The organism is Dyella sp., assembly GCF_035508675.1.
Taxonomy (GTDB): Bacteria; Pseudomonadota; Gammaproteobacteria; order Xanthomonadales; family Rhodanobacteraceae; genus Dyella_B.
In genome coordinates this window covers 1-21,406 of record NZ_DATJMN010000054.1, presented here as the reverse complement: position 1 = coordinate 21,406, position 21,406 = coordinate 1, and the positions used below count along the sequence as shown (strand labels likewise).

The 21,406-nt window shown below is 62.9% G+C and carries 18 protein-coding genes; 11 read left to right on the top strand and 7 right to left on the bottom strand.

Annotation, left to right across the window (positions count from 1 at the left end):
- Positions 1-147 precede the first annotated feature (147 nt).
- From VMA74_RS03140 to VMA74_RS03115, 6 genes are all read left to right on the top strand, one after another.
- Entirely contained in the window at positions 148-339 is a 192-nt protein-coding gene (locus VMA74_RS03140) for a hypothetical protein (RefSeq protein ID WP_325364715.1), read from the top strand.
- Positions 340-506: 167 nt separating this feature from the next.
- Positions 507-3,158 carry a magnesium-translocating P-type ATPase gene (gene mgtA, locus VMA74_RS03135; protein ID WP_414649549.1) on the top strand — a complete coding sequence of 884 codons (2,652 nt, stop codon included), beginning with the start codon at positions 507-509 and terminating at the stop codon, positions 3,156-3,158.
- Between the two features lie 118 nt (positions 3,159-3,276).
- Positions 3,277-4,944 carry a Na/Pi cotransporter family protein gene (locus VMA74_RS03130; RefSeq protein WP_325364711.1) on the top strand — a complete coding sequence of 556 codons (1,668 nt, stop codon included), beginning with the start codon at positions 3,277-3,279 and terminating at the stop codon, positions 4,942-4,944.
- Between the two features lie 209 nt (positions 4,945-5,153).
- Complete coding sequence (locus tag VMA74_RS03125) at positions 5,154-6,281, top strand: efflux RND transporter periplasmic adaptor subunit (protein WP_325364709.1); 1,128 nt, start codon at positions 5,154-5,156, stop codon at positions 6,279-6,281.
- Entirely contained in the window at positions 6,274-9,366 is a 3,093-nt protein-coding gene (locus VMA74_RS03120) for a CusA/CzcA family heavy metal efflux RND transporter (protein ID WP_325364707.1), read from the top strand. The genes VMA74_RS03125 and VMA74_RS03120 overlap by 8 nt, the downstream gene beginning before the upstream one ends.
- A gap of 2 nt (positions 9,367-9,368) precedes the next feature.
- Positions 9,369-10,862 carry an efflux transporter outer membrane subunit gene (locus VMA74_RS03115; protein ID WP_325364705.1) on the top strand — a complete coding sequence of 498 codons (1,494 nt, stop codon included), beginning with the start codon at positions 9,369-9,371 and terminating at the stop codon, positions 10,860-10,862.
- Between the two features lie 93 nt (positions 10,863-10,955).
- Here the strand turns inward: VMA74_RS03115 and VMA74_RS03110 are convergent, their stop codons facing one another.
- The 5 genes from VMA74_RS03110 to rpsU all read right to left on the bottom strand — a co-directional run bounded on the left by VMA74_RS03110 (position 10,956) and on the right by rpsU (position 14,610).
- Complete coding sequence (locus VMA74_RS03110; protein WP_325364703.1) at positions 10,956-11,573, bottom strand: DedA family protein; 618 nt, start codon at positions 11,571-11,573, stop codon at positions 10,956-10,958.
- A gap of 27 nt (positions 11,574-11,600) precedes the next feature.
- Positions 11,601-13,337, bottom strand: a complete 1,737-nt coding sequence (gene dnaG, locus VMA74_RS03105) for a DNA primase (protein ID WP_325364701.1) — start codon at positions 13,335-13,337, stop codon at positions 11,601-11,603.
- Positions 13,338-13,547: 210 nt separating this feature from the next.
- Complete coding sequence (locus tag VMA74_RS03100; protein WP_325364699.1) at positions 13,548-13,721, bottom strand: DUF1328 domain-containing protein; 174 nt, start codon at positions 13,719-13,721, stop codon at positions 13,548-13,550.
- Between the two features lie 86 nt (positions 13,722-13,807).
- Entirely contained in the window at positions 13,808-14,251 is a 444-nt protein-coding gene (locus VMA74_RS03095) for a GatB/YqeY domain-containing protein (protein WP_325364697.1), read from the bottom strand.
- A 143-nt stretch (positions 14,252-14,394) separates the two neighbouring features.
- Positions 14,395-14,610 (bottom strand): 30S ribosomal protein S21, encoded by a 216-nt coding sequence (rpsU, locus tag VMA74_RS03090; protein WP_109724432.1) that lies wholly within the window; start codon positions 14,608-14,610, stop codon positions 14,395-14,397.
- A 160-nt stretch (positions 14,611-14,770) separates the two neighbouring features.
- On the opposite strand from rpsU, the gene tsaD reads away from it, so the two are divergent.
- The 5 genes from tsaD to VMA74_RS03065 all read left to right on the top strand — a co-directional run bounded on the left by tsaD (position 14,771) and on the right by VMA74_RS03065 (position 19,280).
- The gene (gene tsaD / locus VMA74_RS03085; protein ID WP_325364695.1) at positions 14,771-15,820 is read left to right on the top strand and encodes a tRNA (adenosine(37)-N6)-threonylcarbamoyltransferase complex transferase subunit TsaD; all 1,050 of its coding nucleotides are present in this window, start codon (positions 14,771-14,773) and stop codon (positions 15,818-15,820) included.
- 74 nt (positions 15,821-15,894) lie between these two features.
- A complete protein-coding gene (gene folB, locus VMA74_RS03080; protein WP_325364693.1) occupies positions 15,895-16,254 on the top strand; it encodes a dihydroneopterin aldolase in 360 nt (119 codons plus the stop codon).
- 1 nt (position 16,255) lies between these two features.
- Positions 16,256-16,738, top strand: coding sequence for a 2-amino-4-hydroxy-6-hydroxymethyldihydropteridine diphosphokinase (gene folK, locus VMA74_RS03075; protein ID WP_325364691.1), 483 nt, complete (start codon positions 16,256-16,258; stop codon positions 16,736-16,738).
- 161 nt (positions 16,739-16,899) lie between these two features.
- Positions 16,900-18,345, top strand: coding sequence for a circularly permuted type 2 ATP-grasp protein (locus VMA74_RS03070; protein ID WP_325364689.1), 1,446 nt, complete (start codon positions 16,900-16,902; stop codon positions 18,343-18,345).
- Positions 18,345-19,280: an alpha-E domain-containing protein gene (locus tag VMA74_RS03065; protein WP_325364688.1), complete on the top strand. Its 936-nt coding sequence runs from the start codon at positions 18,345-18,347 to the stop codon at positions 19,278-19,280. The genes VMA74_RS03070 and VMA74_RS03065 overlap by 1 nt, the downstream gene beginning before the upstream one ends.
- A gap of 232 nt (positions 19,281-19,512) precedes the next feature.
- On the opposite strand, the gene VMA74_RS03060 is transcribed toward VMA74_RS03065, so the two are convergent.
- Positions 19,513-20,337, bottom strand: coding sequence for a 20S proteasome subunit A/B (locus VMA74_RS03060; protein ID WP_325364686.1), 825 nt, complete (start codon positions 20,335-20,337; stop codon positions 19,513-19,515).
- Positions 20,338-20,566: 229 nt separating this feature from the next.
- Positions 20,567-21,316 (bottom strand): pteridine reductase, encoded by a 750-nt coding sequence (locus tag VMA74_RS03055; RefSeq protein ID WP_325364684.1) that lies wholly within the window; start codon positions 21,314-21,316, stop codon positions 20,567-20,569.
- Positions 21,317-21,406 lie beyond the last annotated feature (90 nt).

The window sequence follows — 21,406 nt, the reverse complement described above, 5'->3', positions numbered from 1 at the left end:
GACATCCGCGAGCATCGGGTGCCGGCATTGCATAACAAGCTGATCGTTCGCGGCAACCGCCAGCGGTTGGCCGGCGCTTTCCTCTACTAGGGAAGTCCGGCCCGCTCCTAACGGTGCCGTGGGCACCGTTATAGAGGAGATGGGCCAATGAAGCTCCTTCGCGATTTCTTCCGTTTTCGCACCGCGGGCCGGTTTTCCGTGGCCGGCCGCCGTCAAGCCGTGCGTCCCGCCATCACCGTTACCGTTCCCCAGCCGCTCGCCGCGCGGCAGGCGGTTGAGCGTGCCCAGGCCGATGCGCCGCGCACGTCCCGTCATCTTCATTTGGTATCAAGTCACTGATGCGTCATCTGGCGCGTCATCCGAGGCTTCAGAAAGGGTGGCCTCCGCCAGGACCGCAGCGCCGGTCCGCGGGGGGTCGTCCTGGCCGCGGAATGCCCTAGGGGACGGGTTTTCCTTAAAAAGCTCGCCTCCGCTGCAACAACTTGATCCCACGGAAGCGAGCGATGATGAACCGAGTCACCCAGGCGGCCAAGGCCAAGACTGCCCCGCCCCCCCAGCACGTGGCGGCCGCGCAGGATGCGTTTCGCGAAAACGAAACCTTGTTGAGCGGCCTGGATACCAGTTTGGCGGGCCTCGACGAAGAGCAGATCACCGAGCGCCTTGAGCGCGACGGCATCAACGAGGTGTCGCACGAGAAACCCCCGCACTGGTCGATCCAACTGCTGCGGGCTTTCAACAATCCCTTCATCATCGTGCTGCTGATCCTGGCGGCGGTGCAGATTTTCGTGACGCCGGACGATCTCTCCGGCCCGATCATCATCGCAGTGATGGTGGGCATCAGCGTGCTGCTCAGCTTCACCCAGGAATTCCGTTCCTCGCAGGCGGCGGAAAAGCTCAAGGCAATGGTGCGCAATACCGCCACGGTGACGCGCCGCGCGTCGGATGGCCATAGCGAGCGCATCGAAGTGCCGGTGAACGAGCTGGTGGTCGGCGACATCGTGCATCTGGCCGCGGGGGACATGGTGCCCGCGGACCTGCGCCTGCTGAACGCCAAGGACCTGTTCATCAGCCAGGCGATCCTTACCGGCGAATCCTTGCCGGTGGAAAAGGCCGGCCCGGCGCAGGCCCATGCGGTGGACAGCGGTGCGCACGGGGCGCAGAAGGGCAATCCGCTGGACCTGCCCACGGTGTGCTACATGGGCACCAACGTGGTGAGCGGCACGGCCGCGGCGGTGGTGGTGGCGACCGGTCCGCGCACCTACCTGGGTTCGCTGGCCAGCACCCTCGTCGGCGAGCGCGTGCAGACCAGCTTCGATCGCGGCGTAAAGAGCGTCAGCTGGCTGTTGATCCGCTTCATGCTGGTGATGGTGCCGGTGGTGCTGGGCATTCAGTGGTACAAGCACGGCTTTCTGGAAGCGCTGATGTTCGCGCTGTCGGTGGCGGTGGGCCTTACGCCGGAAATGCTGCCGCTGATCGTTACCGCCAACCTCGCCAAGGGGGCGCTGGCGATGTCCAAGCGCAAGGTGGTGGTGAAGCGCCTCAACGCGATCCAGAACTTCGGCGCCATGGATGTGCTGTGCACCGACAAGACCGGCACCTTGACCTTGGATAAGATCGTGTTGGAGCGTCACCTCGACCTGGACGGCGAGGATTCCGACGACGCGCTGGAATACGGCTACCTCAACAGCCACTTCCAGACCGGACTGAAAAACCTGATGGACAAGGCCGTGCTGGCGCATCGCGATCTGGAACCGATCGTGGCGCGCTATCGCGTGGTAGACGAAATCCCGTTCGACTTCCAGCGCCGCCGCATGTCGGTGGTGCTGGCCAATGGCGACGGCCAACATCTACTGGTGTGCAAGGGCGCGGTGGAAGAGATGCTCGCCATCGCCACCACCGAGCGCCGTGGCGATGAAATCGTGCCGCTGACGGACGAGCGCCGCCGCGAAATCAAGGCGATGACGCGCCGCCTCAACGAGGACGGCTTGCGCGTGCTGGTGGTGGCGATCAAGCAGCAGCCGCCGAGCAACCGTACCTACGGCGTGGCGGACGAAACCGAGCTCACTGCCGTGGGTTGCCTGGCTTTCCTCGATCCGCCGAAGGATACGGCGGCCACGGCGATTGCCGCGCTTCACCATCATGGCGTGGAAGTGAAGGTGATCACCGGCGACAACGAAGCGGTGACGCGCAAGATCTGCCGCGAAGTCGGCCTCGATGTGGAGCATTCCGCGCAAGGGCGCGACATCGAACCGCTGGACGATGATGCACTCGACGAACTGGTCAAGCGCACCGCCGTGTTCGCCAAGATGTCGCCGCTGCAGAAGGCGCGCGTGGTGAAGTCGCTGCAGCGTCAGGGCCATACCGTGGGTTTCCTCGGCGACGGCATCAACGATGCACCAGCCTTGCGCGAAGCTGACGTAGGTATCTCGGTGGATACCGCCACGGATATCGCCAAGGAATCGGCCGACATCATCTTGCTGGAAAAGAACCTGATGGTGCTGGAAGAAGGCGTGGTGGAAGGCCGCGTCACTTTCGGCAACATCATCAAGTACATCAAGATGACTGCCAGCTCCAACTTCGGCAATGTGCTGAGCATGGTGGTGGCGAGCTTCTTCCTGCCGTTCCTGCCGATGCTGCCATTGCAGGTGCTGGTGCTGAACCTGCTGTACGACATTTCGCAGTTGTCGATTCCGTTCGACCGCATGGACGAGGAATACCTGCGCAAGCCGCGCAAGTGGGATGCGAGCGATATCGGCCGCTTCATGGTATGGATCGGTCCAACCAGTTCGGTGTTCGACATCACCACCTTCCTGCTGCTGTGGTACGTGTTCGGCGCCAACGGTGCAGAGCATCAGTCGTTCTTCCAGTCGGGCTGGTTCATCGAAAGCCTGCTCACGCAGACGCTGGTGGTGCATATGATCCGCACACGCCGGATTCCGTTCCTGCAGAGCGTGGCCGCGGCGCCGGTATTGGGTCTCACTACGGCGATCATCGTGATCGGCATGATCATTCCGTTCACCGGGGTCGGCACGAAGATCGGCATGGTGCATTTGCCCGATGCATACTTCGGCTGGCTGGCGGCCACCGTGGTGGCTTACTGTGCGCTGACGCAAGCAGTGAAGGTGCTGTATATGCGCCGGTACCGAGGGTGGCTGTAGCACCCTGCCGCGTGTGGCCCGTAGGCTGGGATGCCATCCCGGCTTACGGGTAACTCCTGATGCGGGTATTCATCCCGGCATACAAAGCCATAAATAATCATTTCAGGGGAGGTATGCCATGAAAGGCACCTTCGCACTCTTCGATATCGCCGGCTATGTCGCCCTGCTTTTGTGGGGCACGCACATGGTCACCAGTGGCGTGCTGCGCGGCTATGGCAGCGCATTGCGCCGTTCGCTGGGCCGTTTCCTCGGCACCCGGCCGAGTGCCTTTGCGTTCGGCATCTGCATCACCGCACTGCTGCAGAGCAGTACCGCCACCGGCATGATGGCCACCTCGTTTGCTGCCAGCGGCATGCTGGGCCTTGCCCCGGGGTTGGCCGTGATGCTCGGCGCCAACGTCGGCACCACGCTGATCGTGCAGGTGATGTCGTTCAACATCGCGTTGATTGCGCCGGTGCTGATTCTGTTCGGCACGGCCTTGCATCGCCGCAGCGATGACGTGCGTTATGAAAACATCGGCCGTGTCGGTATTGGCCTGGGCCTGATGCTGCTGGCGCTGCATCTGCTCGTGCTGACCATGGCGCCGATGGAAAATGCGCAATTGCTCAAGGTCGGCATGCATGCGTTGGCGGACGAGCCGCTGTTTGCCGTGTTGCTCGCCGCACTGCTGACCTGGATGTGCCATTCCAGCGTAGCCGTGGTGCTGTTGATCGTATCGCTCGCCACCGGCGGAGTGGTCGATGCGCCGGGTGCGATGGCGCTGGTGCTCGGGGCCAATCTCGGCAGCACCTTGCCGGCGTTGCTCGAAGCCCACGCGCCCGTCGCACGTCGCCTGCCCTTGGGCAATCTGCTGGTGCGCGCGTTTGGCTGTGTGATCTGCCTGCCGCTGCTGCATCCCATGGCGCACTGGCTGTCGGCGCTGGGCGATTCGCCTGCGCGCGTCGCTGTGAATTTTCACACCGCCTTCAATCTTGCGTTGGCGCTGATTTTCATACTGCCCGTGAACAAGCTCGCCCAATGGCTGGTACGGCTGCTGCCCGAGCCGCCGCAGCCGGCCGATCCGGGCATGCCGCTATATCTGGAAGAAGCTGCACTGGAAAGCGCCGGCGTGGCGTTGGTGAATGCGCAGCGCGAATCCATGCGCATGGCCGACATGGTCGAAGGCATGCTGAAAGGGCTGGTGGAAATCTTCGGCAAGGAAGACAGCGTGCGCGCCGCCACCATCGGCAAGATGGATCCGTATCTGGATCGCCTCGGTGTCGCCATCCGCGAGTACCTGGCCGACCTTGGCGGCGAAGCGTTGAACGAGGAAGACGGTGAGCGCAGCCAGGAAATCCATGCCTTCGTCATCAACATCGAGCACATCGGCGACATCACCGCCAACAACCTGGTGGAGTTCGCCACCAAGAAAGCGCAGCGCGGCCAGGATTTCTCGGCCGATGACATCCAGGATCTTGCCGCCATGCATGCGCAGATCATGGAAAGCCTGCGCCTGGCCCTGGCCGTGTTCATGCGCGGCGACCTGCGTGCCGCCCAGCAATTGATGGAGCGCAAGGAATTGCTGTGGCGCCTGGAAAACGATGCGTCCGACCGGCACATCCGCGAACTGCGCCAGCAGCGCGACGGCGGTGGTGGCGACGTATACCTGCGCATCCTGCGTGACCTGCGCCGGATCCACTCGCATCTAGCGGCCATCGCCTACCTGCCGCTGGAGCGTGCCGGCTTGCTCCAGGGCAGGCTGGTTCAATCGAACGGCCATCACACCATCGCAGAAGGAAAAGCCTGAACTTGGACAGTCATACGCAAGCCGAATCTCCGACTATGAATCCGTTTCGCTGACTGCCGCTCCGCGTGACCCGGGGCGGCGGTCTGGACGGCCAAACCGCGGTCCGGGTACGCAAGGCTTTGCCTTGTTCCCTTCACCGTTTTGCAACACCACTGTGGCTTTGTGACCGCAGCAAGCGCGATTGCGCCGAATCGAATAGGGAACCCACCATGTTGCACCTGCTGAAAACCCATGGACGGCGACTGTCGGTCGCCATTGCCGTTGCCCTGAATCTGGCGGCCTGTTCGCATGGTGCCAATGAATCGGCGGAACAGCCGCCGGCCTTTACCGTCGAAAACGGCGTGATCAAGGTCCCGGATGGCTCCCCGCTACGCAAAGAGCTGGTGGTACAGCCAGTGGAAGTGCGCCGGGCACCGCATGCCATGGTGTTTCCGGCCAACGTGGAAGCCGATCCGGCGCACACAGCCAACGTACTGCCGCCGCTCACCGGCAAGGTGATGGCGTTGAGGGTGGGACTTGGCGACCATGTCCTTAAAGGCCAGCTGCTGGCCGTTATGGACTCGGGCGATTACGCGCAGGCTTATGCCGATGTCGCGAAAGCCCGCGATGCACTGGATCTTGCGAAGAAAGCACTCGACCGCGCGCGCGTCGTGAAGGCGGCCGGCGGCAATGCCACCAAGGATCTTGAAGCGGCGCAGAGTGGTTATAACCAGGCGTTGGCGGAATTCAATCGCGCGCAGACACGTCTCACTGCCGTGAGCGGCGCACAGGATGTCGCGGGCCAACGCTTGATGCAGGTGGTGGCGCCAACCAGCGGCTATATCACGGCGCTGTCGGTGTCGCCCGGTGCCTACGTCAACGATGCCACCGCGGCGATGATGACCGTTGCGAATCTGGACTCGGTGTGGATTACCGCCAACGTGCCGGAAAGCGATGTGGGGCTGATCGCCAAGGGCGAGAACGTCGACGCAGTGCTGGCGGCGTATCCGGGCCAGGTCTTCCATGGCACGGTCGCTTTCGTGAATCCGGTGCTGCAGGCGGATACGCGCCGCGATCTGGTGCGCGCGGTGTTTGCCAACGCGGACACCCGGCTCAAACCGAACATGTACGCCAACGTCAGCATCGACGTGCCGCAACCGGCGCAGGTCTTTGTACCGGAATCGGCCCTGCTGATGAACAACGACAGCACCACCGTGTTCGTCGAAGTATCGCCGTGGACGTTCCAGCGCCGCACGGTGGATCTGAGCTATGACGAAAGCGGCGATACGCGCGTGCTCAAAGGGTTGAGTGCCGGCGATCGCGTGATTGTGAGAGGCGGAGTGCTTCTCAATGATTAATCGGATTTTTCGCTTCTGCTTCGAGAAGCGCATGTTGTTCATCGTGGTGACGATGCTGGTCGTCTGCTTCGGCTATTACTCGTGGACCCAATTGTCGATCGAGGCGTATCCGGAGTTGAGCGATGTCACCGCGCAGGTCACGACGCAGGTGCCGGGCCTGGCCGCCGAGGAAATCGAACAGCAGATCACCATTCCGCTCGAACGCCAGCTGGCGACCACGCAACAGCTGGTCAGCATGCGCTCCAGCAGCACCTTCGGCTTGTCGCTGATCACCATGGTGTTCAAGGACGGCGCGGATGATTATTGGGTGCGCCAGCGCGTCCAGAACGCCTTGGGCCAGGTCACGCTGCCTGCCGGCGTAACGCCCAGCCTCGATCCGGTGAGCGGTCCGGCTGGCGAAATCTATCGCTATACGCTGGAGTCCAAGAGCAAGAACCTGATGCAGCTGTCGGAGATCCAGCGCTGGATCGTGATACCGGCGTTGCAGCAGGTATCCGGCGTGATCAACGTGGACAACTTCGGCGGCTTCACCAAGGAATTTCAGCTGGAGCTGGACCCGCAGCAACTGCTGCACTACGGCGTCAGCGTGAACCAGGTCACCGCGGCGATTTCCGCCAATACGTCCAATGCGGGCGGCGGACGCATTACGCGCGGCGAGCAATCGTACATCGTGCGCGGCGTCGGCATGGTGCATTCGTTGAAAGACCTTGGCGATATCGTCGTCACGCAGAATAACGGCGTGCCCGTGTTGGTGCGCGAGCTTGGCAAGCTGCGCTACGGCCACCAGGTGCGCGAAGGCATCCTGGGCAAGGACAACAATCCGGATACCATCGAGGGTATCGTCGACCTGCTCAAATACGAGAATCCCTCGCGCGTACTCGATGGTGTGCATGCCAAGGTGGCGGCGTTGAACAAGCAGTTGGCGGCGCAGGACGTGCAGATCGTGCCGTACATCGACCGCGACGACCTGGTGAACGCCACCAAGGAGAAAGTCTTCCACACCGTGATGGAAGGCATCGGCCTGGTCTGCATCGTGTTGATTCTATTTCTGGGCAGTCCGCGCTCGGCGATGGTGGCGGCGGTAGCGATCCCGATGTCGCTGGTGACGGTATTCATTCTGATGCAGTTCACGCACATGTCGGCGAACTTGTTTTCGCTAGGCGCGATCGACTTCGGCGTGATCGTGGACGGCGCCATCGTGATCACCGAGGCGATCTTGCGCCAGCGTGAGAACAAACCCACGGAAGTATTGACCGAAGACGATGTAATGATGGTGACCGGGCATGTCGGCCGTTCGATCTTCTTCGCGACCCTGATCATCATTACGGCTTATGCGCCGCTGTTCGCCTTCGAACATGCCGAAGGCAAGCTGTTTCGCCCGATGGCGTTCACCGTGGGCTACGCCTTGCTGGCGGCGCTGTTGTGCACGGTGACGCTGACCCCCGCGCTGGCTTACCTCGCTCTACGCAAGCCGCGCAAGATTTTCCACAACAAGCCGCTGGAGCGTCTGCAGGCCGCTTTTACGCATAGCCTCGGCCGGCTGTTGCATCGTATGCCGGTGGCGTACGCAATCGCCGGCATGGCGTTTTGCGGCGTGCTGATTCTCGGCGCGACGATCGGCCGGGAATTCCTGCCTGACCTGGATGAAGGCTCGCTGTGGCTGCAGGTACAAATGCCCAGCGGCCTGTCGCTGGACAAGGCCAGTCAGATGACGGCCCAGTTACGCAAGGTGGTGCGTGAATTTCCGGAAGTGTCGTACGTCGTCACGCAGTTGGGGCGCAACGATACCGGCACCGACCCGTGGACCCCGTCGCATGCGGAGGCGGCGGTCGGCTTGACGCCCTACAGCACCTGGCATGGCGAGACCAAGGCGGAATTCCTGCGCAAGTTCAACGCGCGCATGCAGCAGATTCCGGGTATCAGCGTGGGTATCAGCCAACCGATTATCGACGGTGAGAACGACATGATCGGCGGTGCCCACAGCCCACTGGTACTGCGTATCTACGGTGACGATTTTCACGAGATGCGTCGTATCGGTAATCAGATCGTGGACATCCTGAGAGGGGTTCGCGGCACCGCCGACGCGTCGATCTTCCAGGAGCCGCCGATTCCGCAGCTGACCATTACCGCCAACCGTGATGCCGCGGCCCGCTACGGCATCAATGTCAGTGATATCACCAACCTGATTCAGACGGCTATCGGCGGCGCGCCGATCACCCAGGTTTATGTGGCCGATCGCATCTACAACGTTACCGCGCGCGTTTCCAACGGCGTGGCCAACAGTCTGCAGTCGGTCGGTGAGTTGCCGCTGACGTCCAGCACCGGCGCGCAGATACCGTTGAAGCAGGTGGCGGACATCAGGCTCACCACCGGCGAAAGCACCATTTCGCACGAGCATGGCAAGCGCGAGCTGACCATCCGTATCGACAATCACGATCGAGCGTTATCGGAGTATCTCGCCGATGCGCAGCATCAGATCGATGCGAAAGTGCATTTCGACACGCAGGCCTACAGCCTGGAATGGGCAGGCAATTTCCAGAACGAGCAGCGCGCCCAGGCGCGCCTGATGGTGGTGATGGCCATGGTGATGGCGATCATGGTCGTGCTGTTGTTCTTCGAGTTCGGCAAATTCCACCAGGCAGTCCTCGTGCTTGGCGTGGTGCCGTTGGCGACGGTGGGCGGCTTGATGGCGCTGCATCTGCGCGGCGAAACGCTGAACATCGCCACCGCGGTTGGCTTTATCGCCTTGTTCGGCGTTGCAGTGCAGAACGGCATCATCATGGTGTCGAACATCAATCGCGTGCGTCGGGAAGGTTTGTCGCTGCTGGAAGCCGTGGTGGTGGGCGCGACCGAACGCTTCCGGCCGGTGCTGATGACCGCCACGGTAGCCAGCATCGGCATGCTGCCGGCGGCGTTGGCGACCGGTATCGGCACCGACGTGCAACGCGGCCTCGCCACGGTGGTGGTGGGTGGCTTGCCGATCGCCACCATGCTGACGCTCTACATATTGCCGGCGCTGTACTACGCGATGGAGAACTTCATCCACAAGCGCTTCGGACATCCGCCGGGCGACGTGGAGATTTGATCATGATGCCGATGATTCGTTTTTCCAAATGGCGTGTAGGTGGGTTGGCGCTTGGCGTGAGCCTTGTGCTCACCGGTTGTGCCGTAGGGCCCGATTACCACCGGCCTGCGCCGCCCACTGCGCAGGGGTACACGACAGAAGGGGCGTTGCCGGCTACCGCAGCCGCGCCGGGTACTGAGGGTGGAGCGCAGCACTTTGTGCAAGGCATGGATATTCCCGGCCAATGGTGGACGCTGTTCCACTCGCAGCCGTTGAACGGCTTGATCGACGATGCGCTGAAGAACAATCCCGATGCCGCCGCCGCACAGGCCGCTTTGAAGTCGGCGCGGGAAAACGTCTATGCACAGCGCGGCTTCTATTGGCCAAGCGTGGACGCCGGCGTGGATCCCACCCGGCAGAAGATCGCCGGTACGCTCGCCAGCCCGGCTTCGTCGGGCGCCTCGTTCTACGATCTGACCACCGCACAGGTCAGCGTCTCGTACGCACCGGACATATGGGGTGCCAATCGCCGCGCGGTGGAATCGCTGGTGGCGCAGGCGGATGCACAGCGGTTCCAGTTGGAAGCGACCTACCTGACGTTGACGACGAATCTGGTCAATGCCGCGATACAGGAAGCCTCGCTGCGCGCGCAAATGGCGGCTACGCAGGACATGATCGACAGCCAGTGGAGGATTCTGCAGACCACCCAAAAACAATCCGGTGCAGGCGACGCCTCGGAAAGCGACGTGGCGGCGCAGCAGGCTACGCTGGAGCAGACGCGTGCAGGCTTGCCACCCTTGCGCAAACAGTTGGCGCAGCAACGCGACGCGCTGGCCGTGCTTGCCGGCCGCACGCCCGATCAGGATGTCGGCGCCCAGTTCACCCTGGATAGCTTGCAACTGCCGCAAGACCTCCCGTTGACGCTGCCCGCGCGACTGGTCGAGCAGCGTCCGGATGTGCGGATGGCTGATGCACAGTTGCACGCTGCGTGCGCGCAGGTCGGTGTGGCGTTTGCGGCACGTCTGCCGAATATCAACATCACCGCCAGCTGGGGCAGCGCCACCGATCAGATGCACACCCTGTTCGGTACAGGCACCGGTTTCTGGAATATCGGAGCGGCCGTCACCGCGCCGTTGTTCGACGGTGGCACGTTGAAGCACAAGCAGCGTGCCGCGGAAGCCGCGTACCAGCAGGCAGCCGAGCAGTATCGCAGCACGGTGTTGTCTGCCTTGCAGAACGTCGCCGATACCTTGCACGCCTTGCAGGCTGACGCGGAGGCGATGGCCGCATCGGCGCGTGCGGAACAGGCGGCTGCACGCAGCTTCGACATCGCGCAGAAGCAATATGCGGTGGGCGACATCAGTATGGTGGCCCTGCTCAATGCGCAGGTGACGTATCGGCAGGCGCAACTCAGCCTGATCCAGGCGCGGGCCGCGCGCTATGCGGATACGGTGGCCCTGTTCCAGGCGCTGGGTGGAGGCTGGTGGAATCGTCACGACGTGGCCGTGGTACGGTAATCGTGGGCCGGGGTGAACGCAGGCGAACCCCGGTGTTGCCCGTTCATGCTGCTTGCGAGGTTGGGGTTCGCACCTGCTCACCCGGCCTACTCATTACGCTTCAGCATCGCGCTTGCGCCGCCGTCGCCACCACAGCGCCAGCAGTATCAGCACTGCCACTACGCCGACCAGCCAGAGACTGTTCTGTCCACGGTGGATCCACATGCCCAGCCATTCGCGCCGATTCGCACCGAAGTAGCCCAGGTACACCCATAGCGGCACGCTGATCAGTGCGGCAAGGCCGTCGAGCAGCAAAAAACGCCAGAAACTCACGCGATGCGTGGCGCCTGCCGTGGTGTAGATCGCCGTGCGCATGCCGGGCAGAAAGCGCGCGAAGAACATCAGGCGGTTGCCGTAGCGTGTGAACTGGTCCTGCACCTTCGCGTAGCGGCGTGGCGGCATCAGCCACGAGATGGGTTTCCACTGCAGGATATGCGTACCGAAGTGATGGCCAAGCAGGAACATGCCGGCATCACCGACGAGCACGCCGACCATGGTGACGCCGACCATGATGTGCACGTTGGCGTAGCCGAGGCCCGCGATCACGCCGCCGGCCACCAGGGTGATGTCTTCCGGCAGCGGCAGGCCGGCACCGCACAGCATGAGCGCCATGAACACGGCCACGTAGCCGTTCTCGGCGAAAAAGGTGATCAGGCGTTCAAGCAAATCCATCGACGTTCCTTGTTGTCGGCAAGCCGGTCATGACGCGGCGGTAGGCTTCGGGGCGCGTGCGGCGAGCAGCTCGCGCAGTTCGGCCTTTTCGGCACTAGTCAATGTGCCTTCGCGGTTCTTGGCAACCAGCGCGTCGCGACGCTGGTCGATCGCCTGCTTTTCCATGCGCGCCAGCGCGTCGAAGAATTCGACGCGCTGCGTCTCCGGTTCACCGACGACCGAGGTGGCCATCAGCTTTTGCAGCGAGGCGTATTCGGGCCGCTCGGTGAAATGTTCCACCAGCATCGCGGCGTTGATGCCCGGCCTGGCGCGGGCAGTGTCGATCAGCTCCGCCAGCAGGTCGACGCCGGGCTTGGCCAGGCGCAGAAAACCGTAAGGCCGTTCCACTTCGTCGGCCACCCCCGGTTGCGCGAGCAACAGTGCGATGGCGCTGCGCACCAGCGAGCGTTGCACCGCGCCCGGACGTTGGATGGCCTTTCGCGCAGCCGGTTCGGCTTCCCAGATGGCGCGTGCGCCGGTCCGTTTTTCCAGCTCTTGCGCCATCAGGTCGCGGAATGCGCCATCGGGCAGGCGCGCGATCAGCGGACGGGCGCGTTCGGCCAGGCGCGCGCGCCCATCGAGTTTGCTCACGTCCACGTCATGGGACAGTTCGCCGAAGAAGTATTCGGACAGCGACGTCGCTTCACGCAAGCGTTTCTCGAAACCCGCCTTGCCTTCCTTGCGTACCAGTGTGTCCGGATCTTCGCCGTCCGGCAAAAACAGGAAATAGGCCTGGCGCCCATCGCGCAAGCGGGGCAGCGCGGATTCCAAGGCTTTCCACGCCGCCGCGCGGCCGGCGCGGTCACCGTCGAAGCAGAACACGACGTCCGGCGCGGCGCGAAACAGCACTTCGGTGTGTTCCGGCGTGGTGGCGGTGCCCAAGGTGGCGACCGCGATCGGCAAGCCGGCCTGATGCAGCGCGATCACATCCATGTAGCCTTCCACCACTACGATGCGCGCAAGTTGGCTGTTGGCCTGCTTGACCTGCCATAGCGCGAACAACTCGCGCCCCTTGTGGAACAGCGGCGTTTCCGGCGAGTTGAGGTACTTCGGACCTTGTTCCGATTGCAGCACGCGTCCGCCAAAGGCGATCACGCGCCCGCGCCGGTCGAGGATCGGGAACATCAGCCGTTCGCGGAAGCGATCGTATTTATTGCCGCGCTCGTTGTTAGCGACCATGCCTGCTTCGGTCAGCAGTTGCATGCGCTTTTCGTTGCTGCCGAGCTGGCGGATCACACCATCGAAACCCGCCGGCGCCCACCCGATGCGAAAGCGCGCGATGGTGTCCGCGTCCAGGCCGCGTTTTTGGCAATACGCGCTGGCTTCGCTGCTCTTTTTCAGCTCGCCTTCGTACCAGCGCGCGGCGGCGTCGAGCATCGCGTAGAGATCGGTCTTGTCTTCGCGCGGGGCGTTGTCGCGGCCGCCTTCATAGGGAACTTTCAGGCTCACGGATTGAGCCAGTTCTTCCACCGCGTCAGGAAATTCGAGCCGCTCGTAATCCATCAGGAATTTGATGGCGCTGCCGTGTGCGCCGCAACCAAAGCAGTGGAAAAACTGCTTGGCGGGGCTCACGTAGAACGATGGCGTGCGTTCGTTGTGGAAGGGGCAGCAGGCGGTCCATTCGCGTCCGGCTTTTTTCAACGGCACGCGCCGCTCGATCACGTCGACGATGTCGACGCGAGCAAGCAGTTCGTCGATGAAGCTGTCGGGGATGCGGCCGCGCATCCGGCTAGTCTAGCCGGACACCGGGTTCAGATCGCTAAGGGACATGGCCTAGGAGCCTGTCGGATTTGAATGGTCGAGGCGTAGTGCGGCTGCGCGAGGACAGATGTTCGGCGATGCGCAGACCCATAGGGTTCTATGGATCAAGCAGCGACGGACATATGCACCGCGCAGGCGCCTTTGCAGCCCGGCCAATTCAAGTCCGACCGGCTCCTAAGCAGCCATGTGGATCACGCCGATCACCGCCAGCAGGGCGATCAGGAAAATGATCACGAAAATCGCAAACAACACCTTGGCGATGCCGGCAGCGACACCGGACAAGGTTCCGAAGCCGAGCCAGCCGGCAATGAGGGAAACAATCGCGAAGATGATCGCCCACTTGAGCATGCGTTTTCTCCCACGGTGTGTTGCGTGGAAGCATCTAAGCGTGGTGGGCGTGAAGGCAGCGCCATGGAGCGCTGCCTTGGCGGGGATCAGTTCAGCCGAGACTTGATGCGCGCCGACACCTGCGCCATGTCGGCGCGGCCGGCGGCTTTAGCCTTGACCGCGGCGACCACCTTGCCCATGTCGCGCGCGCTGCTTGCGCCGGTTTCGGTGATGGCGGCCTCGATCATCGCATCGATCTCGGCATCGCTGAGCTTGGCGGGTAGATAGGCTTCGATCACCACCATTTCAGCGCGCTCCACATTGGCCAGGTCCTCGCGGCCAGCGGCGGCGTACTGGCTGACCGAATCCTTGCGCTGCTTGAGCATCTTCTCCAGCACGGCAATGATCTGGGTGTCATCCAGCTGGATCCGCTCGTCCACCTCGCGCTGCTTGACGGCAGCAAGGATCAGGCGGATCACTCCGAGGCGATCCTTGTCACCGCCGCGCATGGCGGTTTTCATGTCTTCGGTAAGCTGTTGCTTCAACGACATAAAACGTCTCCTTCGGAAAGCACAAAGCCGACGTTGCAGAACAACGTCGGCCAATGCTGTTGCCTGGTAGGCAGCGGCTGCGAATGGACGCGCCGGCTGCGAGTGCTGTACAAGTACGGCGCGTGGCGCGCCGCAGGCAGCACTCAGTACAGGCGGGTCTTGCGCGACACGTCGCGCGACAGGCGGCGCAGGTGACGCTTCACGGCGGCGGCGCGCTTGCGCTTGCGTTCCTGGGTCGGCTTTTCATAGAACTCGCGCTTGCGGGTCTCGGCGAGAATGCCGGCTTTTTCGCAGGTGCGCTTGAAGCGGCGCAGGGCGAGTTCGAACGGCTCGTTCTCGCGGACTTTTACGCTGGGCATGGAAACTCCGGGTAGTAAACGTGCCGCAGAGATGCGGCGAGCCGCAAAGTATACGCCGATATGAGTGAAAAATTCAAAGAGTAAGGCGCGGAGGGTGTCGCGCAGACCAGTTTATCGGCAAAAATGGCGACCTACGTCCTAAGACCCGCTTATTTCCAAGATGCCTGACGCGCTCCGCCCCATCCTCGGCATCGAGACCTCCTGCGACGAAACCGGCGTGGCCCTGCTGCGCTGGGAGCCCGCGCAACCGGGGCACGGCCTGCTCGCGCATGCCCTGTACACCCAGGTAAAGCTGCATGCCGACTATGGCGGCGTGGTGCCGGAGCTGGCCAGCCGCGATCACGTGCGCAAGCTGCTGCCGCTGGTGCGCGAGGCCTTGAGGGAGGCGGGCTTGAGCCCGGCTGATCTGGGCGGCGTGGCCTACACCGCCGGCCCCGGCCTGGTGGGTGCGCTGCTGGTCGGCGCAGCCACGGGGCGGGCGATGGCCTGGGCGCTCGGGGTGCCGGCCATCGGCGTACATCATATGGAAGGGCATTTGCTGGCGCCCCTGCTGGAGGATGCCCCGCCAGAAGCGCCCTTTGTGGCCCTGCTGGTGTCCGGCGGCCATTCGATGCTGGTGGAGGTGGAAGCCATCGGCTGTTACCGCATCCTGGGCGATACCCTGGACGATGCCGCGGGCGAGGCGTTCGACAAGACCGCCAAGCTGATGGGGTTGCCGTACCCCGGCGGTCCGGCGCTGGCCGCCTTGGCTGGGCAGGGACGCCCGGGCGCGTTCCGTTTTTCGCGCCCGATGACCGATCGCCCCGGGCTGGATTTCAGTTTCTCCGGCCTGAAGACCCAGGTGCTGCTGGCCTGGCAGCAATCCGACCAGCGCGAACAGACCCGGGCCGACATCGCCCGGGCCTTCGAAGAAGCCATCGTCGACACCCTGATGATCAAGTGCCGCCGCGCCCTGGCCGAGACCGGCACGAAGCGGCTGGTGATTGCCGGGGGCGTCGGCGCCAATCGCCATTTGCGTGAGGAACTGGCCGCCGCCGGCGCCAAGGACGGTTTCAAAACCTATTTCCCCCGCCTGCAGTTCTGTACCGACAACGGCGCGATGATCGCCCTGGCCGGCGCCATCCGGCTGGCGCACGGGCAGCATCAGGACGAATCGGTGCAGGTGTTCCCACGCTGGGACCTGACCGCGCTGCAGGCCATGGAAGCGTGAATCGGGCACTGCCGGCTCGCGGTGCATCGCGCTTACGATTTACGATGGCCGCTTGACGCTTCACGCCAAAGACCATGGACATCGTTTTCATCGAAGACCTGCGCATCGACACCGTCATCGGCATCTACGACTGGGAGCGGCGCGTGCGCCAGACCTTGTCGTTCGATATCGACATGGCGTTCGACAATACCGTGCCCGCCGCTTCCGACGACATCGCCGACACGCTCAATTACAAGGACGTGTCCAAGCGATTGATCGCGTATGTGGGCGAATCGAGCTTCGGCCTGGTGGAAACGCTGGCCGAGCGTTGCGCCGCGATCATTCGCGAGGAATTTGGCGTGGCGTGGGTGCGGCTGAAACTGTCCAAGCCCGGTGCGGTGCGCGGCGCCAAGGCGGTGGGCGTGTGCATCGAGCGCGGGCAGCGGCCACGCTGATATGGCACGCGTCTATTTGAGCCTGGGCTCCAACCAGGAGCCGCAACGCTACCTGCCGGCCGCGATCGAGGAGCTGCGTGCGCGTTTCGGGCCGCTTGGCGTGTCGCCGGCCTACCGCAGCGCCGCGGTGGGTTTCGATGGCGCCGATTTCGTCAATCTCGCCATCGGCCTGGATACGGACCTCTCGCCCACCGAACTCAACGATTGGCTGCATGCACTGGAAGATCGCCATGGTCGCCGCCGCGACGTGCCGCGTTATGCCGATCGCACCCTCGATGTGGACATCGTGCTGTACGACGATCTGGTGGCCCAGGGTCCAGGGCACCTGGACATCCCGCGCAAGGAATTGAAACACGCCTTCGTGCTGAAGCCGATCGCCGATATCGCGCCAGATGTTCGCCATCCCGTGAGCGGAAAAACGATGAGCGAGTTGTGGGCGAGCTTCCCTATCAACAGTGAGCCATTGACGATCGTCATGTTGTAAACGCCGATACAGCGGCGATGCACGGGCAGTTTGCGCGCGCATCGCTGCGTCCGAGCTCGCCTTGACGATATGCGACGATCCATGCAGTTTGCCAAGCAAGGAACGTGCTGCTTTCCACAACGCAGCCGTGATGGACAGCTTGGCACTGCGAGGAGACATGCATGGACTGGACGCGATATCGATCATCGACATGGGACGAACTCGTTGCATCCGATGGCCAACCACGACCCGCAGCACGCCCACTGCTCGATTACCTGTCCAGCCTGAGCCGGCACGAATTGAACGAACGTCAGCTTGCTGCGGACGTCACCGCCCGCGTCATGGGCATCACCTTCACGGTGTACAGCGAAGGACGCAATGTCGACCGCACGCTGCCGTTCGATCTGATTCCACGCGTCATCGAGCGCCGTGAATGGGAGCGCACCGCGGCTGGTTTGCGCCAGCGCATGCGGGCGCTGAACCTGTTCATCGGCGACATCTATGGTGAGCAAAAGATCGTCAACGACAACGTCTTTCCGCGCGAGTTGCTCACCGAATCGGTCAACTTTCGTCCTCAATGCGTGGGCGTGAAACCGCCGCTTGGCGTGTGGGCGCACATCTGCGGCTCGGATCTGGTGCGTGACGCCGACGGCACGCTCTATGCCCTGGAAGACAACCTGCGCATCCCCAGCGGCGTGTCCTACATGATCGAAAATCGCATGGTCGCCAAGCGTGTGTTTCCGGAGCTGTTCGACACCAGCGCGATTTTGCCGGTGGACAACTATCCCACGCAGCTCTACGACACGCTGGCGGCGCTCAGTCCGCGTCCCGGCGATACGCCCGTCATCGCGCTGCTTACGCCAGGTATTTTCAACAGCGCGTATTTCGAGCATTGCTATCTGGCGCAAAGCATGGGCATCGAGCTGGTCGAGGGCGGCGACCTGTTCGTGGGCGATGACGACATCTGCTACATGCGTACGGTGTACGGACCCAAACGGGTGGATGTGATCTACCGCCGCGTCGACGACATGTTCCTCGATCCGGAAGTGTTCCATCCCGATTCGGTACTCGGCGTGCGCGGCCTGCTGCGCAGCTGGCGGGCCGGCAAGGTGGCCTTGGCGAATGCGCCGGGAGCCGGTGTGGCGGACGACAAGGTGGTGTTCACCTATGTGCCCAAGATGATCAAGTACTACCTGGGCGAAGAGCCGATCCTGCCCAATGTACCGAGCTATCTGTGCCACGACGCGAAGGATCGCGCCTACGTGTTGGCGCACCTGGACGAACTGGTGGTCAAGCCCGCCAACGAATCGGGCGGCTACGGCATGCTGATCGGCCCGCGCTCTACCAAGCGCGAGCGTGAAAAATTCCGCCGCCTGATCGAGGCCGATCCGCGCAACTACATGGCGCAGCCCACCTTGTCGCTGTCCACTGCGCCCATCCTCGGCGCCAAGGAGCCGGAACCGCGTCACCTGGATCTGCGCCCGTTCATCCTTTCGCGTGAAGACGTCTTTGTAACCACCGGTGGATTGACCCGCGTCGCCATGCAAAAGGGCTCCCTGGTAGTCAATTCATCGCAAGGCGGTGGCGCCAAGGACACCTGGGTCGTGGATCTGGAGGAGGCTGCCTGATGCTGTCCCGTGTTGCTGATAATCTTTACTGGTTCAGCCGTTATGTGCGTCGCGCGGAAAACATGGCGCGGTTGCTTGATGTGAATGGCCAGATCCAGCTTGATCTTCCCCGTGGCGCGCATATCGCATGGCGCCCCCTGGTGAACACCTTGGGCGCTGGCGCCGAGTTCGAGCGCTTGCACGGCGCGGATACGCCGACCGAGGTGGACGTGGTGCACTTCCTGCTGGTGGAGCCGGATAACCCCGTCTCCCTGCGCAATGTCGTGAACCATGCCCGCGAAACGCTGCGCACCGTGCGTGAAACCTTGCCGCAGGACTGCTGGGTGGCGATCAACGACCTGCACCTGTATATCGAATCCAATCCCGAGCGCGCCGGTAGCCGTCGTCACCGCCCGGAATTCCTGGGGCGCATCATTGACGGATGCATGCATGTTTCCGCGCTGCTCACCTCAAATGTGAGCCGCGATACCGGCTATCAATTCCTGCGCCTGGGTACGGCCATCGAACAGGCAGACATGACCTCGCGCATCATCGACACTGCCGCGGCAGGCTTGATCCAGGCGCGCTCGGACGATGACGCGGAAGCATTCCAGGCGATGCAGTGGATGGGCGTATTGCGTTCTCTGGCGGCCTATCAGATGTATCGTCGTCAGCTGCGCCAGAAAGTCAGTGTGGAACTCGCCTTGGAATTCCTGCTCAAGAACCGGGAATTCCCGCGCAGCGTGCTGTTCTGCCTCAGCCGCATCCAGGGCATCCTGCCGCAGATGCCGCCGCGCAAGCAGGTGGAGCAGGTGTTCCGTGGCGCCATGGGGCTGGTGTTCGACGCCAATCCTTCACGCCTGGCGGCCGTGGGGCCGTGCGCATTCGTGGATCGCCTGCAGCAGGAGTTGTCAGCGCTGCATGGCGCGGTACATGAGTCCTACTTCCAGGCCTGAGGCATCGCTTCGTTGATGGGCAAACAGGCTGGGATGACAATCCCAGCCGCTGGCGCGGTCTCTCAAGGTCGCGTCGATGCTGCTTCAAGGCAGATCGTCATTCGCTAGCTTCGCTGTTGTAAAGCGCATCGGCGAAGGCCGTCGTGCGTGCAAAAGCACATGGACCCGCTCGGCTTTGAAGCCAGACCCGTGGGAACGTCCCAAGGGTCGCACGTCAACCTGTGAGCGGGGGTTACTGCTGCGCAGCAGCCTGGTCGAGCGCCGGCTCAGCATAAGACGCTGATTTGCGTTGGGCTTGCGGCAACGACTGAGTGGTTGACGCACCGGCAGGTTCCCAGGCGAAACGCGGCAGGCTTTGCAGCGCTATCGCCAACTTGTCCGCCCACCTGTCACAGATATCCCGATAAAGCGGCGCATCGGCATCCAGTCGCATGCGCTCGCTGACTTTCGCGTCATCGCTGCGCAGCAGGACCAGATCAATCGGCAAACCGACGGACACGTTCGAGCGGATGGTCGAATCCAGCGACAGCAAGGCGCAACGCGCGGCATCTTCCAGCGAGGTGCCAGGACCGATCAGGAGATCCAATATCGGTTTGCCGTACTTGGATTCACCGATCTGCAGATAAGGTGTTTCCGGTGAGGCGGCGATGCAGTTGCCCAAGGGGTAGATCAGGAATAGTCCAGGTGGCTCGCCGGCGATCTGGCCACCGAGGATCAAGGTGGATTCCACGTTCACGCCGTTCTGCAGAGCATTGCCGGCCACCTGGGCCTGTGCTGCAACAAGCGCCTGGCCTACGTACTCGGCCACCTCGAACAGATGCCGCGGCGTACGCAGGTTGGTGTGCGCGTTGTCCGCGATATCCCGTTGCAGGCGGGACATGACGGCTTGCGAGGTGCCGAGGTTGCCCGCGGACATCAGGACGATGCTGCGGTCGCCGGGGAAGTCGAACACATGCATCTTGGTGTACACGCGCACGTCATCGAATGATGCGCTCGTGCGCGTATCGGAAGCGAGAACCAGGCCTTGTTCGATCTGGATGCCGACGCAATACGTCATACGGAAAATCCAAACGTCATGAATATCCGCATTCTATAAGTGAGAAGCCAGCCGGGATGTCCACCGATGCAGCGCGCCATACGGCCGCTGTAACGCGTTGGCTTGTAAGGGTCGGCCTATATGGCGTCTGGTGGAGCGTCAGCACCTACGACATCACGCCGGTTCGCCCGCTGCGCCACCCATGGCGTGGTCACTCCTGTCATGACATGACGGAGAAATCGATGCGGCGTCAGACGGTCACGCTGCGCCCGCCGTCCACGCGGATGATCTGGCCGGTCACGAACGGCGCATCGCGCAGCAACCACAACACCGCGCTGGCGACATCTTCAGGGGTGCCGCTGCGCTGGAGCGGCGTGCGTGCGAGCATGGTTTCCTGCTCTGCGTAGGGCTTGCCATCGCTTGGCCACATCACCGCGCCAGGTGCGACGCCGTTGACGCGCACATCGGGGCCGAGATCCAGTGCCAGGCAGCGAGTCATGGCAGCGAGCGCGGCTTTTGCCATCACGTAGATGGGATGTTGCGCCAGCGCACGTTCTGCGTAGACGTCCACCAGATTCACGATGGCGCCATGCGCTGCGCGCAAGGCGGGCAGCGCAGCCTGCGCGAGAAAGAACGGCGCTTGTGCGTTGGAAGCGAACAGCTCACTCCATTGCGCGAGCGTGGCCGTTTCCAGCGGCGTGGGATAGAACGCGGAGGCGTTGTTGACCAGCGCATCCAGGCGGCCATAGCGAGTCAACGTGGTGTCGATCAGCTTCGGCAGTGAGGGCAAATCGGCAAGGTCGCCTTGCACTACCAGTACGCTGTTGGCGCGTTGCGCGGAAAGTTCGGCGGCCAGCGCATCCGCCTCGGCGATCGAATGGCGGCAGTGCAGGGCGAGATCGTAGCCGGCGGCATGCAGTGTCCGTGCAATCACCGCGCCGACGCGTTTTGCGCCACCGGTGATCAGCACGACGGGATGTTGCTGAGCGGGTGAATCCATGCGGTGGCGCCTTCGCCAGAATGACGGTGAGGAAACAGTCGGATTTTATCGTGCTGCGTTGCCGGTGTTCTAATGCAGGCGCGTTGCCTG

What these genes read in the sequence shown, in the direction of transcription:
- VMA74_RS03140 (WP_325364715.1), top strand. Translation starts at nt 148, where the DNA reads ATGAAGCTCCTTCGCGATTTCTTCCGTTTTCGCACCGCGGGCCGGTTT.
- mgtA (WP_414649549.1), top strand. Translation starts at nt 507, where the DNA reads ATGAACCGAGTCACCCAGGCGGCCAAGGCCAAGACTGCCCCGCCCCCC.
- VMA74_RS03130 (WP_325364711.1), top strand. Translation starts at nt 3,277, where the DNA reads ATGAAAGGCACCTTCGCACTCTTCGATATCGCCGGCTATGTCGCCCTG.
- VMA74_RS03125 (WP_325364709.1), top strand. Translation starts at nt 5,154, where the DNA reads ATGTTGCACCTGCTGAAAACCCATGGACGGCGACTGTCGGTCGCCATT.
- VMA74_RS03120 (WP_325364707.1), top strand. Translation starts at nt 6,274, where the DNA reads ATGATTAATCGGATTTTTCGCTTCTGCTTCGAGAAGCGCATGTTGTTC.
- VMA74_RS03115 (WP_325364705.1), top strand. Translation starts at nt 9,369, where the DNA reads ATGATGCCGATGATTCGTTTTTCCAAATGGCGTGTAGGTGGGTTGGCG.
- VMA74_RS03110 (WP_325364703.1), bottom strand. Translation starts at nt 11,573, where the DNA reads ATGGATTTGCTTGAACGCCTGATCACCTTTTTCGCCGAGAACGGCTAC.
- dnaG (WP_325364701.1), bottom strand. Translation starts at nt 13,337, where the DNA reads ATGCGCGGCCGCATCCCCGACAGCTTCATCGACGAACTGCTTGCTCGC.
- VMA74_RS03100 (WP_325364699.1), bottom strand. Translation starts at nt 13,721, where the DNA reads ATGCTCAAGTGGGCGATCATCTTCGCGATTGTTTCCCTCATTGCCGGC.
- VMA74_RS03095 (WP_325364697.1), bottom strand. Translation starts at nt 14,251, where the DNA reads ATGTCGTTGAAGCAACAGCTTACCGAAGACATGAAAACCGCCATGCGC.
- rpsU (WP_109724432.1), bottom strand. Translation starts at nt 14,610, where the DNA reads ATGCCCAGCGTAAAAGTCCGCGAGAACGAGCCGTTCGAACTCGCCCTG.
- tsaD (WP_325364695.1), top strand. Translation starts at nt 14,771, where the DNA reads ATGCCTGACGCGCTCCGCCCCATCCTCGGCATCGAGACCTCCTGCGAC.
- folB (WP_325364693.1), top strand. Translation starts at nt 15,895, where the DNA reads ATGGACATCGTTTTCATCGAAGACCTGCGCATCGACACCGTCATCGGC.
- folK (WP_325364691.1), top strand. Translation starts at nt 16,256, where the DNA reads ATGGCACGCGTCTATTTGAGCCTGGGCTCCAACCAGGAGCCGCAACGC.
- VMA74_RS03070 (WP_325364689.1), top strand. Translation starts at nt 16,900, where the DNA reads ATGGACTGGACGCGATATCGATCATCGACATGGGACGAACTCGTTGCA.
- VMA74_RS03065 (WP_325364688.1), top strand. Translation starts at nt 18,345, where the DNA reads ATGCTGTCCCGTGTTGCTGATAATCTTTACTGGTTCAGCCGTTATGTG.
- VMA74_RS03060 (WP_325364686.1), bottom strand. Translation starts at nt 20,337, where the DNA reads ATGACGTATTGCGTCGGCATCCAGATCGAACAAGGCCTGGTTCTCGCT.
- VMA74_RS03055 (WP_325364684.1), bottom strand. Translation starts at nt 21,316, where the DNA reads ATGGATTCACCCGCTCAGCAACATCCCGTCGTGCTGATCACCGGTGGC.